The organism is Acidovorax sp. NCPPB 3576 (genome assembly GCF_028473605.1).
Classification (GTDB): domain Bacteria; phylum Pseudomonadota; class Gammaproteobacteria; order Burkholderiales; family Burkholderiaceae_C; genus Paracidovorax.
In genome coordinates, this window is sequence record NZ_CP097267.1 from 801001 (window position 1) to 815035 (window position 14035).

12 protein-coding genes are annotated in these 14035 nt (G+C 67.4%); 6 read left to right on the forward strand and 6 right to left on the reverse strand.

Features of this window, described 5'->3' with window-relative positions; translation table 11 throughout:
• The first annotated feature begins 43 nt into the window (after positions 1-43).
• From M5C98_RS03905 to M5C98_RS03925, 5 genes are all read left to right on the forward strand, one after another.
• Positions 44-946 (forward strand): amino acid ABC transporter substrate-binding protein, encoded by a 903-nt coding sequence (locus M5C98_RS03905; RefSeq protein ID WP_272551102.1) that lies wholly within the window; start codon positions 44-46, stop codon positions 944-946.
• Positions 947-1069: 123 nt separating this feature from the next.
• Entirely contained in the window at positions 1070-1801 is a 732-nt protein-coding gene (locus M5C98_RS03910; protein WP_272551103.1) for an amino acid ABC transporter permease, read from the forward strand.
• Between the two features lies 1 nt (position 1802).
• The gene (locus tag M5C98_RS03915) at positions 1803-2495 is read left to right on the forward strand and encodes an amino acid ABC transporter permease (RefSeq protein ID WP_272551104.1); all 693 of its coding nucleotides are present in this window, start codon (positions 1803-1805) and stop codon (positions 2493-2495) included.
• A gap of 23 nt (positions 2496-2518) precedes the next feature.
• Complete coding sequence (locus M5C98_RS03920) at positions 2519-3256, forward strand: amino acid ABC transporter ATP-binding protein (protein WP_272551105.1); 738 nt, start codon at positions 2519-2521, stop codon at positions 3254-3256.
• Positions 3257-3469: 213 nt separating this feature from the next.
• Complete coding sequence (locus tag M5C98_RS03925) at positions 3470-4045, forward strand: hypothetical protein (protein ID WP_272553411.1); 576 nt, start codon at positions 3470-3472, stop codon at positions 4043-4045.
• Positions 4046-4106: 61 nt separating this feature from the next.
• Here M5C98_RS03925 and M5C98_RS03930 read toward each other — a convergent pair whose 3' ends face one another.
• Entirely contained in the window at positions 4107-6632 is a 2526-nt protein-coding gene (locus M5C98_RS03930; RefSeq protein ID WP_442867225.1) for a glucose/quinate/shikimate family membrane-bound PQQ-dependent dehydrogenase, read from the reverse strand.
• Between the two features lie 288 nt (positions 6633-6920).
• On the opposite strand from M5C98_RS03930, the gene M5C98_RS03935 reads away from it, so the two are divergent.
• Positions 6921-7883, forward strand: a complete 963-nt coding sequence (locus M5C98_RS03935) for a tripartite tricarboxylate transporter substrate binding protein (RefSeq protein WP_272551106.1) — start codon at positions 6921-6923, stop codon at positions 7881-7883.
• Between the two features lie 97 nt (positions 7884-7980).
• On the opposite strand, the gene M5C98_RS03940 is transcribed toward M5C98_RS03935, so the two are convergent.
• The 5 genes from M5C98_RS03940 to M5C98_RS03960 form a co-directional block, all read right to left on the reverse strand.
• Positions 7981-8838 carry an HAD-IIB family hydrolase gene (locus M5C98_RS03940; RefSeq protein WP_272551107.1) on the reverse strand — a complete coding sequence of 286 codons (858 nt, stop codon included), beginning with the start codon at positions 8836-8838 and terminating at the stop codon, positions 7981-7983.
• 86 nt (positions 8839-8924) lie between these two features.
• Entirely contained in the window at positions 8925-10769 is a 1845-nt protein-coding gene (locus tag M5C98_RS03945; RefSeq protein ID WP_272551109.1) for a hypothetical protein, read from the reverse strand.
• 92 nt (positions 10770-10861) lie between these two features.
• Positions 10862-12664 carry a hypothetical protein gene (locus M5C98_RS03950; protein WP_272551111.1) on the reverse strand — a complete coding sequence of 601 codons (1803 nt, stop codon included), beginning with the start codon at positions 12662-12664 and terminating at the stop codon, positions 10862-10864.
• Positions 12661-13674: a glycosyltransferase family 2 protein gene (locus tag M5C98_RS03955; protein ID WP_272551112.1), complete on the reverse strand. Its 1014-nt coding sequence runs from the start codon at positions 13672-13674 to the stop codon at positions 12661-12663. Before M5C98_RS03955 ends, M5C98_RS03950 begins: the two co-directional genes overlap by 4 nt.
• Entirely contained in the window at positions 13671-14024 is a 354-nt protein-coding gene (locus M5C98_RS03960; protein ID WP_272551113.1) for an EamA family transporter, read from the reverse strand. Before M5C98_RS03960 ends, M5C98_RS03955 begins: the two co-directional genes overlap by 4 nt.
• Between the last annotated feature and the right edge of the window lie 11 nt (positions 14025-14035).

Consider the following 14035-nt stretch of genomic DNA (forward strand, 5'->3'; position numbering starts at 1 on the left):
AATGATTGTTTCCGTTGTATCCGTAAGTTCTAAGGAGATCCTGATGAAGAAGCATTTGCTGGCAGTCGCCATCACCGCCCTGGCCGCAGGGAGCGCATTCGCGCAAGCCAATGACACGCTGGCCAAGATCAAGGCCTCCGGCACGATCACCGAAGGTGTGCGCGAATCCTCCGGCCTGTCGTACACCCTGGGTGACGGCAAGTACACGGGCTTTCACTACGACGTGTGCGCCAAGGTGATCGCCGACGTGCAAAAGCAGTTGGGCCTGGCCAAGCTGGACGTCAAGTACCAGCCCGTCACGTCGCAAAACCGTATCCCCCTGGTGCAAAACGGCACGGTGGACATCGAGTGCGGCTCCACCACCAACAATGCGGCCCGCCAGAAGGACGTCGCCTTCGCGGTCACGACCTATGTCGAAGAAGTGCGCATCGCCGTCAAGGCCGATTCGGGCATCACCGGCATCAAGGACCTGAACGGCAAGAACATCGCCACCACCACGGGCACCACCTCGGTGCAGACGCTGCGCAAGAACAAGCGCGCCGAAGGCCTGACGTTCAAGGAAGTGTTCGGCAAGGACCATTCCGACAGCTTCCTGCTGCTGGAATCCGGCCGCGCCGATGCGTTCATCATGGACGGCTCGATCCTGGCTTCCAACATCGCCAAGTCCAAGAGCCCGGGCGATTTCAAGATCGTCGGCGAAGTGCTGAGCGTGGAACCCATCGCGATCATGATCCGCAAGGACGACCCCGCCTTCAAGAAGGCCGTGGACGACAGCATCAAGGCGCAGATCAAGTCCGGCGACATGGCCAAGCTGTACGACAAGTGGTTCCTGCAGCCCGTGCCGCCGAACAACGTGAAGATCGGCCTGCCAGCGAGCGAAGCGACGAAGGCGGCCTGGGCGAACCCCAACGACAAGCCCATGGAAGAGTACGCCACCAAGGACTGAGCGCCCGGCGCTCGCATGCGGCAAACGCCCACCTGACGGTGGGCGTTTGTTTGTTTCCCCGGCAGGGATGCCACGGGACGTGGCGCCAAGTTTGAAGACAACGAGATTTGAGAAGGATTTCCCATGGGATCAAATTGGGATTGGCAAGTCTTCCTGCAGGACCCGGGGGGCGAATACCCGACCTACCTCCAGTGGATGCTTTCTGCCTGGGGCTGGACGGTGTCGGTGGCCCTGCTGGCACTGGTCATCGCGCTGGTGATGGGTTCGATCGTCGGAACGCTGCGCACGCTGCCCGACAACAAGGTGCTGGTCGGCCTGGGCAATGCCTGGGTCGAGCTGTTCCGCAACATTCCGCTCCTGGTGCAGATTTTTCTGTGGTACCACGTGCTGCCCGCGATCTTCCCGGTGCTCAAGGGCGTCTCGGGCTTCATCCTCGTGGTGCTGGCGCTGGGCTTCTTCACGTCGGCACGGATCGCGGAGCAGGTGAGGGCGGGCATCCAGGCACTGCCGCGCGGCCAGCGCTACGCAGGCATGGCCATGGGCTTCACCACCTTGCAGTACTACCGCTACGTGCTGCTGCCGATGGCGTTTCGCATCATCATTCCGCCGCTCACGAGCGAGACGATGAACATCTTCAAGAACTCGTCCGTGGCCTTCGCCGTGTCGGTGGCCGAACTGACGATGTTCGCGATGCAGGCGCAGGAAGAGACCTCGCGCGGCATCGAAATCTACCTGGCCGTGACGGGCCTGTATGTGATCTCGGCTTTCGCCATCAACCGCATCATGGCCTTCATCGAAAAGCGCACGCGCGTTCCTGGCCTGATCGTGTCCGGCGGCGCGGGGGGAGGTCACTGACATGATGAATCTCGACCTTTCCTTCTATAGCTGGGACATCATCAGCAAGTTCGTCGTCAAGGGCTTTTACTTCAGCATCATGCTGACGCTGATCGCCACCGTGGGCGGCATCCTGCTGGGCACCGTGCTGGCGCTGATGCGCCTGTCGGGCAAGAAGTGGCTGGACGCGCCGGCCACGTTCTACGTCAACGGCATGCGCAGCATTCCGCTGGTGATGGTGATCCTGTGGTTCTTCCTGCTGGTGCCGGCCTCGTTCTACGCGGCGCTGCCCGGCGGAATCGGCACGAGCTACCGCTCGGAGCTGTCGGCCATCATCACCTTCATCGCCTTCGAGGCCGCGTACTTCAGCGAGATCATGCGGGCCGGCATCCAGTCGATCTCCCGCGGGCAGGTGTTCGCGGGCCAGGCGATGGGCATGACCTATGGCCAGAACATGAAGCTCGTGATCCTGCCGCAGGCGTTCCGCAACATGCTGCCGGTGCTGCTCACGCAGACCATCATCCTGTTCCAGGACACCTCGCTGGTCTATGCCATCGGCGCCTACGACATGCTCAAGGGTTTCGAGACGGCGGGCAAGAACTACGGGCGGCCGATCGAGGCCTACCTGCTGGCGGCCGTCGTGTATTTCGCGATGTGCTTCGCACTGTCCTGGGTCGTCAAGCGCCTGCACCGGAAAATCGCCATCATCCGCTGAGCGGAAAGAGTGAGGAAAAAGCAATGATTGAAATGAAGAATGTCTCGAAGTGGTACGGCAGCTTCCAGGTGCTGACCGACTGCTCCACTTCCATCCAGAAGGGCGAAGTCGTGGTGGTGTGCGGCCCTTCGGGCTCCGGCAAGTCCACGCTGATCAAGACCATCAACGCGCTGGAGCCCTTCCAGAAGGGCGAGATCTTCGTGGACGGCATCGCCGTGCACGACCCCAAGACGAACCTGCCCAAGCTGCGCAGCCGCGTGGGCATGGTGTTCCAGCACTTCGAGCTGTTCCCCCACCTGTCGGTGACCGAGAACCTGACGATCGCGCAGATCAAGGTGCTGGGCCGCGGCACGGACGAGGCCAAGAAGCGCGGCCTCAAGATGCTGGACCGCGTGGGCCTGTCGGCGCACAAGGACAAGTTCCCGGGCCAGTTGTCGGGCGGCCAGCAGCAGCGCGTGGCGATCGCCCGTGCGTTGTCGATGGACCCGATCGTGATGCTGTTCGACGAGCCCACGTCGGCCCTCGACCCCGAAATGGTGGGCGAAGTGCTGGACGTGATGGTGGGCCTGGCCAACGAAGGCATGACCATGATGTGCGTGACCCACGAAATGGGCTTTGCGCGCAAGGTCAGCAACCGCGTGATCTTCATGGACGTGGGCGGCAAGATCCTGGAGGACTGCTCCAAGGACGATTTCTTCAACAACCCCGATGCCCGCCAGCCGCGCACCAAGGACTTCCTCAACAAGATCCTGCAGCACTGACCCGCTGCGGACCCTGTGCCCTGCGCCCCTGCGGCAGCAGCAGGCACGAACGAGAAGCGCCCTCCGGGGCGCTTTTTTCATGGCCGTTCGGGCCCTGGGCAATGCGTGGCGCAACAATGGGGCACGCTGGCGGGGGTGCGTGGTTCGCGGCGCGCCTTCCCCTGCCTCCTTTGTGTCGCCGACGCCTTCCGTCTTCCTCTCTTCGCCCCTCCCATGCCTTTGCCTGACGACGCCCACCTTGACGACGCAGCCGCGGCCGATGCCGTCGGTGGCGCACGGGGACAAGCAGGGCGGGATGCGGGTGCCAAGCCGGGCGCGGACTGTGCCGGGTGGCAGGTCGTTCACCTGCACCCCTCGGCCCCGCCGCAGCCGGCGCAAGGGGCGCCCTGCAACGGCTGCGGCCTGTGCTGCCTGGCCGAGCCGTGCCCGCTGGGCATGCTGGTGTCGCGCCGCCGGCGTGGCCCGTGCGCAGCGCTGCGGTGGCGTGAGGCAGGGGCGGAAAGCGCTGGCGATGGGGATACAAAGGGCGGCAGCGCAGCGCGCCATCACGCGGACGACGGCCGGGAAAATAGCCCGGGCGCTGCCGCTGCGGCATCGCCGGGCCGCTATGTCTGCGGCATGGTTGCCGACCCCGGCGAGGTCACCGGCTGGCGCAGCGCCTGGGCGGTGGGACTGATGCGCGCGCTGGCCCGGCGCTGGATCGCGGCGGGCATCGGCTGCGATGCGCCGCCGCTGCGGTGGCCAGAAACGGCCGGCCACGCAAAACCGGATGAGGGCAATTCGCTATAAAAATAATAGCTATATGCCCTAGTATTGATTGCGCTGGAGGCCTTTTTGGCTCAAGGCCTTCTCAGGTGCGAGGGAGCGCGTAGGCAATCAGCCAGTCCCCCGTGCGCGTGCCCAGCGAGCCATGGCCGCCCGCCGCCACCACGATGTACTGCCGGCCATCGGCCCCGGTGTAGGTCATCGGGGTGGCCTGGCCGCCCGCAGGCAGGCGGCTTTTCCACAGCTCGTTGCCGTTGGAGACGTCGTAGGCCCGCACGTAATAGTCCAGCGTGCCCGACAGGAACGCCACGCCGCCGGCCGTGGTCACCGGGCCGCCCAGGTTGGGCACGCCCATCTTGAAGGGCACGGGCACGGGCGCCAGGTCGCGCACGGTGCCGTTCTTGTGCTTCCAGATGATCTTGCCTGTGGTCAGGTCCGCACCGGCCACGTAGCCCCAGGGCGGCGCCTGGCAGGGAATGCCCAGCACCGAGACGAAGGGCTTCAGGCGCACGGCGAACGGCGCGCCCGCGTTTTCGTTCAGCGCGGGCAGCATGCCGTGGGGCGGGGCGCCGCCGGGCTGCACCAGCAGCGACGTCTCGTCGGTGCGCGGGATCAGCTGGGAGGTGAAGGCCAGGTAGGTGGGCGTGGTGAACGCCATTTGGCGCTGCGGGTCCACGGCCACGCCGCCCCAGTTGAACACGCCGAAGTTGCCGGGATAGATCAGGGAGCCGCGGGTGGAGGGCGGGGTGAACCGGCCTTCGAAGCGCAGTTTCTCGAACGCGATGCGGCACATGAGCTGATCGAAGAGGGTCACGCCCCACATGTCCGCGCCGGTGAGCGGCGGCGGGTCGAACGACAGGGCCGATTGGGGTTGCGTGGGCGCGGTGCGGTCGCCCTCGGCGGCGCCCTGGGGGACGGGCACTTCGGTCACCGGCAGGATGGGGGTGCCGGTGCGCCGGTCGAGCACGAAGACCTCGCCCTGCTTGGTGGGTTGCACCAGGGCGGGCACGCGCTCGCCCTTCACCGTCAGGTCCACCAGGCTGGGCTGCGCGGGCACGTCGTAGTCCCACAGGTCGTGGTGCACGGTCTGGAAGTGCCAGCGCACGCGGCCGGTGGCCAGCTCCAGCGCCACGACGGCGGACGAATAGCGTTCGACCTCGGGGCTGCGGCGGCCGCCCCACTGGTCGGGCGGCTGGTTGCCCATGGGCACATAGACCAGGCCCAGGGTTTCGTCCACGCTGGAGATCGACCAGCTGTTGGGCGAGTTGGCGGTGTAGGTCTCGCCCGGGCCGATGGGCGCGGTGGCCTCGGGCTTGGCGGAATCCCAGTTCCAGACCAGCGCGCCGGTGTGCACGTTGTAGGCGCGGATCACGCCGGACTGCTCCTTGGTGGAGGCGTTGTCCAGCACCGTGCCGCCGATGATGATCAGATCGCGCGTGACCACGGCGGGCGACGTGGAGTAGTAGGCGCCGGGCCGGCGGTTGGGCATGCCGGTCCACAGGTCGATCTGCCCGGTGCCGTTGCCGAAATCGGTGCACAGGCCGCCGGTGCGCGGGTCCAGCGCGAGCAGCCGGCCGTCGGCCGTGGGCATGAACAGGCGCCCTTCGCAGGACGCGGTGGGCAGGGCGGGTGCGGATGCCGGCACGGGAATCGTGGGGGCGGGGGCGGAAGAGGAGGGCGCCGGAGCCGGGGTGGCGGCTGCCGTGAGAGTGGGCGCTGCGGGAGTGCTTCCTGCAGCGCTTGCTGCGGCCGGCTCGGGCGGCTGGTACGACAGGCCCCGGCAGGTCAGATGCTGCAGTGCCAGTTCTCCCTTGCCCTGGACCTGGGTGTCGTACCGCCACACCTGCGCGCCGGTGGTGGCGTCGAGCGCGATGACCGACTGGTGCGGCGTGCACAGGTACAGGCGGTTGCCGATCTTGAGGGGCGTGACCTCGAAGGTTGTTTCCTGCGGGTCCCCGGGCTCGCCGCGCACGTCGCCCGTGCGGTACTGCCAGGCGACCTCCAGGCCGCGCACGTTGTCGGGGGTGATCTGCCCCAGCGGGGAGTAGCGCTGGCCCTCGCCGGTCCGGCCGTAGGCGTGCCATTCGCCAGGCGGGATGGCTGGTTCGCCAGGACTGCCGGCCACGGCGGGGGCGGATGCCGCAGCGGGAGGGGTCGGGGCGGCGTGTGCCGCGAAGGCGCCGGGCACGTCGTGCGCGTCATGGAACCACGACGCCACCGCCACCGCGAAGAAAGCCGCCAGCGTCAACCCGAGCGCACGGCGCGGCCCGCGCTGCGAGGGGGCCACCAGGCCGCGCGACACCCAGGGCGTGAGCAGCAAGACGCCCAGCACGAAGAACACGTCGCCCCGTGCCGCGAGCGGCCACCAGTCCAGCCCCGCCTCCCACAGCGACCACAGGAGCGTGACCAGCACCAGCGCGGCATAGACCCAGAGCGCGCCTGGATTGCGCTGCGCCAGCATCCAGCCGGCGAGCAGCGTGGCCAGGCCGGCCGGCAGGTAGTACCACGAACCGCCGAGGGCAATGAGCCAGACCCCACCGATGCCGATGGCCAGGCCAATCACGACGAGAAGCACCCCCATGAAGACAGGCGCGTGGCGTTGGTTGGGCATGACCATTCCTCTTGAATAGGCGGTCCCCGGGCATGGCCTGCCGGCCAAAGGAGCGGGGGGTGGTGTGGGGCTGGAAAGCGGCACGCGGGTCGCATGCGCCGTGGGTGACGTTAAGCGGGCGCCATGCCCGGCCCTGTCGGTTTGCCACGTCGGCGCCTGTAGGACGAAGGCAATGGGCGGCCCGCCGCCATGACACGTGGGTGACAGCGCCTCAGGGTTTACGGCCTGCAGCGCCGCAGCAGGCTGCGCTGCAATGGAGCCTGCCTACTTTGCGAGAACCCACCGACCATGCAGCGCCGCCATCTCATGCAGCTCGGGGCCGCGGCCCTGGCCGCTCCCGCCCTCACCGTCCGTGCCCAGTCCTTCCCTGCCCGGCCCATCAAGCTGGTGATCGCCTTTCCGGCCGGCGGGCCCACCGACATCACCATGCGCGTGCTGGCCGACAGCGCGGGCAAGGTGCTGGGCCAGCCGGTCATCGTGGACAACAAGCCCGGCGCCGGCGGCACGCTGCCCGCGCAGCTGCTGCAGTCCTCGGCGGCCGACGGCTACACCGTGGCGCAGATCCCGCTGGGCGTGTTCCGCATGCCCTACACCACCAAGATCAACTGGGACCCGGTCAAGGACATCACCTATGTGCTGAACGTCACGGGCTACGCCTTCGGCGTGGTGGTGCCGGCCGACTCGCCGTTCAAGACCTGGGCGGACTTCGTGGCCTATGCCAAGGCCAATCCCGGCAAGCTGAGCTATGGCTCCACCGGCACGCTGACCAGCCCGCACCTCACCATGGAGCTGGCCGCGCAGCAGCTGGGCCTGCAACTGCTGCACGTGCCCTACAAGGGCAGCGCGGACCTGATGCAGTCCATCCTGGGCGGGCAGATCATGGCCGCGGCCGATTCCACCGGCTTTGCGCCGCAGGTCGAGGCCGGCAAGCTGCGCGTGCTGAACACCTGGGGCGCCGAGCGCCTGGCGAAATTCCCCGATGCGCCCACGCTCAAGGAGCTGGGCATCGACGTGGTGCAGAACTCGCCCTTCGGCATCGGCGCGCCCAAGGGCACGCCGCCGGACGTGGTCAAGCGCCTGCACGATGCGTTCAAGCAGGCAATGGAGCAAGAGGCCTACCGCACCGCGCTGGCGCGCTACGACATGGTGCCGATCTACATGGACAGCGCGAGCTACCGCCAGTTCGCGCAGGACACCTTCACGCGCGAGAAGGCGCTGGTGGAAAAGCTGGGCCTGGGCAAGCCGCAATAGGCTATTGCGCCTGACCGAAGTGCCGGCGCTGGCATGCCGCGTGGCCTGTGCGATGGATGGTTTGCTATAAAAATAATAGCTGTCACCGCAATATTTCCTAGGGCGTACGGCCCAAAACACCCAAAATGGCCTGCGCGACCTCGGCGAAGCCCGCGCCGCGCTCGCCCTTGGTGACGTAGCGCGGCCGGTGGCGCAACTGCGGCACGAAGCGCGCCACGTTCGCCACGCCCACGCTGTGGGCGAAGCGCTCGAACATCAGCTGGTCGTTGGTGGAGTCGCCCACGTACACCCAGCGGTCGATCTCGGCATCCAGGTCGCGCCCCAGGCGCTCGCGCACGATCCATCGGGCGCCCTCCAGCTTGTTGTGCGCCCCGAACCAGCCGTTGATGTGGATGCTGCTCACCGTGGCATGCATGCCTGCCGCGTGCAGGCGGTCCACCACCTGGTCGATGGCGGCTTGCGGCAGGTGGACGAACTCGCTGTGGTCGATGGCGATGTCGCACTCGCGCCCGGCGGAGTCGGTGGCGCGGCGCGCGCCCGGCACCTCGCGCTCGATCTGCGCCAGCACCGCCTGCATCCGCGCGTAGTTGCGGGCGCGCGTCGGTGCATCCTGTTGATACAGTTTTGATAGCGCACTGCCGTCGTCTTCATTGCGCTCAAGGGCATTTGGGCTTCGGTTCGCCACCAGCGCCACGGCACCGTTTTCCGCCACGATGGCATCCACCGGCCAGGCGGCGGCGAAGGGCTCGCTCCAGCCCACCGGGCGCCCGGTGATCGGGATCACGTGCAGGCCCGCGGCTTTCAGGCCCGCGATGGCGGCCAGCGCATCGGCGGTGATGGCACCGTCGGTGGTCAGGGTGTCGTCGATGTCGGTGAACACCCCGGCGAGCGTGGGGGGCGGCTGCCATGCGGCCAGGGGCTGCAACGTGGCGGGGAGGGGGGAGGGCGAAGGCATGGCGGTGGCAGGGGAAAGCATGGCCGGAAAAAGCGGGGAAAGAAGAGGCGCAACCGGGGCATGGGCCGCCGCAGCGGGCCGGGTCCTCAGCGCTTGGCGAACTCGATGATGGCCCGGTAGAAGCGGTCGGAGCCGTCCTTCGTGTTGTCCGGGCCCAGCTCCATGCGGTTCACGCCGTTTTCGGCGCTGCCCTTGAATCGGTCGGGAATGACGGAAAAGTAGTACGGGCTGATGAACCGCGCGCCGCCGGTGTAGTGCGACTGCATGGCCGCCAGGTGGGCGCCGTCGCGCTTCCATTGCTGCGGGTTGAATTCGGGCACGCCGTAGTCGGCGATCTTGCGTTCGGCCAGGAACCCCCGCACCCAGTCGCTGTCGGTGGCGCCGCCATACAGGTTGATGCCGTGCTTCCAGGGCAGCGAGCCGTGCAGGGTCTGGTCCGCCGCGAAAAGCTGCGGGTTCCAGGAGGAGTTCACGTTGGGCACGATCTGGTGGGAGTACAGCTTGTCGGCGGGCAACCCTTCGCTCGAGGCGATGCGGTAGAACTCGCCCAGCAGCCGGGCCACCTGCTGCTCGCGGTAGCGGTTCCAGTCGCGCGCCAGCGGGTTGAACAGCACGCCCTGCCGGGGCTTGGGCAGGTCGAGCCATGAGCGCACGCCGGCCAGTTCGCTCGCGGCCTTCATGCCGAACACTTCCGGCGGGCGGCGGGTGGGCGGTGGCACGCGGCGGTCGCGCTGCATGACCGTGAACTCGGTCTGCGCCACCTCATAGCGCGCGCCGGCCACGCGCGCCACGATCTGCGCGATGTGCTTGCCGGGGCGCAGCGTGCGGAAGTCCACATCGGTGCGGAAACCGACGTTCGGGGTGGTGACCTCGTCCAGTGCGCGGTACACGTCCAGCCGGTTGTAGCCCCGAGCGACCGGGCCGATGTAGCGCGCGTCCAGGTACAGGTCGAGGCCGGTCACGCGGTTTGCAGGGTCCCATAGCCAGCCCGAGAGCGGCAGGGTGCCATCGGCGAAGGCGTCGTAGTGTTCGCCCAGGCTGCTGGCCGGCTCGCGGCTCACGTCGTGCGACGGTGCCGGAACGGCATTGAACGCGGTATGGGCCGTTCCGGCCTGCCGGTTGAGCGCCGCGATGCTGCCGTACTGCTTGGCCAGGTAGGCCTGGAAACCGGCCACCGAGGCCGCGCTGTAGTCGGTCGTTCGGATGTTCTGGTATTCGCCCATGCCATGTTCGAAATCCGGGAACAAGTGGTGCAGTTCGCCCGCGAGCGTGATGGCAACGATGCGTTGCTGCTGCTCCTGGGGCAGAGCCTTGATGCGCTGGGCCACGTAGCGCAAGGCCTTGTAGCGGTATCGGTTGACCGGGATGGAGGCATCCGTCTCCAGCGTGTAGGGGGCGACGCGATAGCCGAAGTAGCCCAGCTCCAGCGGCTTGCCGCCGGGCAGCTGCATGAGGTTGCGCGGGTCTTTTTCCAGTTCGTTGGTCAGGGGGCCGGCGGAGTCGAAATGGTCGCCTGCGAGGTACAGCACGACGGGTCGCTTCACGTCGGCCACCAGCTGCAGGAATTCATCGACCCGCGCCGTATCGATCTCCCAGCCCTGAGGGGTCTTGCGATACAGCGCGAGCAGCTGCAGCGTGGATGTGAAGCCGATCTGCACCTGTCCGCGCGGGCCGCCGGGCTCCAGCGTGTCGAGCAGGCGGTTGATTGCAGCGGCGCCGGTGCGCTTGCGCTCGCGGCACAGATCGATGGCGGCTTCGTAGGTCTTGACGCGCGGGTCGTTGGCGGCCTCGTCGCACACCATCGTTCCGACGATGGTCGGGGCGACGATGAACGGCGCGCGCGCCGGACGGGGGGCGGTGTCCGCGTGCGCAGCGGCTCCCAGCAGGGACAGTGCCGCCGCCAGAATCCGGTGAGCGTTGAAAAAGCGCATGGCAGAGAGTCCGTCAAGGAAAAGAACTGCAAGGCCACGTCCAGCCGTGCAGAAGGGCCCCGGTGGGGGCTGGGAAAAAGCGAAGCTTCAGCTCAAGGCGCGCTCAGCGCCTTTTCCCGGTAGAAACGTCCTTCGCTGGCCTCATACAAGCCCAGCTCGCCGAACTGCATGCGCGTGCCCGGCTTGCAGTGGAATTCCATCGTCAGGCGCCCTGGCGGGCCGGGCATCACCAGCGGCATCGTGCCCCAGGTGATTTCCTGCCCGGCTTTCAGGCCGTCCAGTCGCACCAGGCTGGCGCGCGCGGCGCCATCGGGCCGGGTGTAGCCCACCCACAGGCGTTGGCACTGGCCTTGCAGGTGTTCCAGGGGCAGCCGGAGGATGGAAATGCCATCCATCTCGAAGGCCTTCGCACGCCATTCGATCAGGGCTTTTTCACCCTCCATCGAAACCTCGCCGGAGAAGGGGTCGCCAGTCCATCCGTGGGTCTGGATCGTATCGGGCTCGGCCGTCTGGATCAGCTTGGGGTGCCCCAGGCTGAGGTCGGGCATGAGCGGCGTGCTGTTGCGCAGGTGGTAGGCCCCCAGCGCCACGCCTGCCACGATGGTGGCCAGGGCACCGCTCAGGGCCACACTGCGGCGCGGCTGGCGCCACAGCAGGGCCACGCCCTGCGCCGCCAGCAGCACGAACAGGATGTCGAGCGCGCTGATGCTGTAGCGCGGGTTGTACAGCACCGGCACATGCACCGCGCACTGATAGGCCGCGGCGCCGGTGAGCACCCAGCCCATCAGGTGCCGCCGAGCGCCCCACACGCCCAGGCAGGCCAGGATCACCAGCACCACGCGCCAGGAGCGGTCGTTCATGACATGGCGGTCCAGGTGCGCGCGGCTGAAGAACAGCACGGCGCCGAGCTTTTGCACGTACATCTGCGCCAGCACCGGCAAGGGCGTCTCGCGCAGCATGGTCTTGGCGACCGCCATCAGGCGGCGGTCGCCCTCGATCGAGAGGTGTCCATGGCCATCCGTCACGGTGGATTCGTCGTGGACCAGGCCGAAATACGGCGGTTCGTAGCCGGACAGCACGGGGTTGCTGCCGAAGTACAGCGCCGCGCCGGTGCCGGTGGCGATCATGGGGCGACCGAATTCCTCGTTCTGCCGCGCCATGTAGGCGCCCACCAGCGCCAGGGCGACCAGGTGCACCATCGCGATGCGCACGGCTGCGCCGCGCTGTGGGCCCTGCAGCCTGCGCGACGCGATGAAGAACGCCACCACGGCGAACGGCAGCCAGTACATGTAGGTCGCACGGGTGAGTGTGGCGGCTGCGAGGGCCAGGCCGGCCAGCGCCACGGCGCCGATGCGCCAGCGCGCGGCACTTTTGCCGGGTGCGGTGTCCGCGGCATAAGCCGTGGCCCAGAGCCACAGGGCGACGAGGAACACGAAGGGCGCCTCGCCCATGAGCACGGCACCGGCTTCCACCAGCATGTGGGGCAGCACGAACAGCCAGGCCGCGGCGGTGGCGGCGACGCGGCCACCGATCTTGCGTGCGGCGTCGAACGTGAGGACCAGCGCAACCAGCGAGATCGCGAGATTCGCCGCCTTGACGGCCACCGGGTCCGCCCCCGACAGTGCCATGTAGACGATCGCGCCCGGTGCCACCTTGAGGATCGCCGGGTCGCCGAACAGGTCGGACGCGTCCTCCAGCAGTTGCCGCGCCAGCGGCAGATAGGTGTGCAGCGAATCGAACGGAATCTCCACCCGGGTGAGCACCTCCACCGTGCGCGCCGCGTAGAAGATGAGGGGCACGATCAGGCCCCACAGCATCCAGTGCAGGGTGGCGCGCTCCGACGGCGCCAGGGTGTGGCCGGTGTGAAGGTGGGCGTGGGCCGGGGTGGTGCTCATGGCGTCTTGTCTCCGGGCAGGGCGTTCAGGCCTTCCAGATCGTCGGGGTGCAGGTAGGTGCTCAGGGGCTCGGTCGGCACGCTGCCCACGTCATAGTGCAGGAACGCCACCAGAAACTGGATGCCGATGAGCACCGGCAGCGCCGCCAGCATCACGGTGCCGCTCGTGGCCGGATGGGTGCCATAGGCGCTGTTGATCCAGTGCAGTGCACCGAAGATTCCTCCCGCCAGCAGCAGGAGCATGCCGAAGATGCTGTAGATGGAGCCCACGTTGAAGTCGCGCACCAGGTAGCTGTACACGTAGCGCCGGGCCAGGCGCGAGGCGTGCTTTTTCAGGAATTCGGGCAGGACCTTGCCGATCTTGAGGTTCGACTCCTCGTCCGCGTACACGGCGTCCATGGGCACGTCGCGCACCACTGCGCGCAGCGTGTTCAGTCGGAACAGCATGTCGGTTTCGAAGAAATAGCGCCGCTCCAGCTTGTCCAGCGGAAGCTCGCGCAGCACGCTGGTGTGGATGGCGGTGTAGCCGTTCGTCGGGTCCATGATGGACCAGTAGCCGCAGCTGAGCTTGGTCATGAACGACAGCACCGCGTTGCCGAACAGGCGCATGGCGGGCATGCCGCGCACCGATTCGGGCCGGAAGAAGCGGTTGCCCTTGGTGTAGTCGGCCCGGCCGTCCTGGATGGGGCGCACGAACAGCGGCAGCAGGAGGGGGTTCATCTGGCCGTCGCCGTCGATCTTGACCACGATGTCCATGCCGTCCGCGACGGCCTGGCGGTACGCCGTGACCACCGCCCCGCCCACGCCCTGGTTCTCGGGGTTGAACAGCACTTTCACGCGCGGGTCGGTGCACTGCTGCTGGATGAAGGCGCCGCTGCCGTCGGGGCAGGCGTCGTCCACGGCATAGATGCGGGACACGCTGGCCGGAATGGTGCGGATCACTTCCAGCACATGCTGGGTGACCTTGTAGCAGGGGATGGCGACGGCGATGGCCATGGTGTGCTTCGTCATGCCGAAGCCCTCCCGGCCACGGCGATGCCCGCCAGGATCAGGGCTCCACCGATGAAGGTCTGCAGGTGCAGCGGCTCCTTCAAGAACAGCCAACCCAGCGCCGGCACGATCAAAAATGCCAGTCCCATGAACGGATAGGCCAGGTGCAGCGGCGCGCTGCGCAGCACCCAGATCCACAGCAGCGTGGTCACGCCGTAGAGCGCCAGGGCCACGATGAGCCAGCCGTTGAAGATCCAGTCGGTCAGCGCCGGCTGGGCCGGCAGCATCATGGCCGCCTTCTTGAACAGCAGTTGGCCGACGGAAATGCCGAGCACGCACAACAGGGTCAGGGACGTGAGTAAAAGGGACATGGTGGAGGGAC

Excerpts from the sequence above, each read along its gene's own strand:
- M5C98_RS03905 (WP_272551102.1), top strand. The coding sequence starts at position 44 with ATGAAGAAGCATTTGCTGGCAGTCGCCATCACCGCCCTGGCCGCAGGG.
- M5C98_RS03910 (WP_272551103.1), top strand. The coding sequence starts at position 1,070 with ATGGGATCAAATTGGGATTGGCAAGTCTTCCTGCAGGACCCGGGGGGC.
- M5C98_RS03915 (WP_272551104.1), top strand. The coding sequence starts at position 1,803 with ATGATGAATCTCGACCTTTCCTTCTATAGCTGGGACATCATCAGCAAG.
- M5C98_RS03920 (WP_272551105.1), top strand. The coding sequence starts at position 2,519 with ATGATTGAAATGAAGAATGTCTCGAAGTGGTACGGCAGCTTCCAGGTG.
- M5C98_RS03925 (WP_272553411.1), top strand. The coding sequence starts at position 3,470 with ATGCCTTTGCCTGACGACGCCCACCTTGACGACGCAGCCGCGGCCGAT.
- M5C98_RS03930 (WP_442867225.1), bottom strand. The coding sequence starts at position 6,632 with ATGCCCAACCAACGCCACGCGCCTGTCTTCATGGGGGTGCTTCTCGTC.
- M5C98_RS03935 (WP_272551106.1), top strand. The coding sequence starts at position 6,921 with ATGCAGCGCCGCCATCTCATGCAGCTCGGGGCCGCGGCCCTGGCCGCT.
- M5C98_RS03940 (WP_272551107.1), bottom strand. The coding sequence starts at position 8,838 with ATGCCTTCGCCCTCCCCCCTCCCCGCCACGTTGCAGCCCCTGGCCGCA.
- M5C98_RS03945 (WP_272551109.1), bottom strand. The coding sequence starts at position 10,769 with ATGCGCTTTTTCAACGCTCACCGGATTCTGGCGGCGGCACTGTCCCTG.
- M5C98_RS03950 (WP_272551111.1), bottom strand. The coding sequence starts at position 12,664 with ATGAGCACCACCCCGGCCCACGCCCACCTTCACACCGGCCACACCCTG.
- M5C98_RS03955 (WP_272551112.1), bottom strand. The coding sequence starts at position 13,674 with ATGACGAAGCACACCATGGCCATCGCCGTCGCCATCCCCTGCTACAAG.
- M5C98_RS03960 (WP_272551113.1), bottom strand. The coding sequence starts at position 14,024 with ATGTCCCTTTTACTCACGTCCCTGACCCTGTTGTGCGTGCTCGGCATT.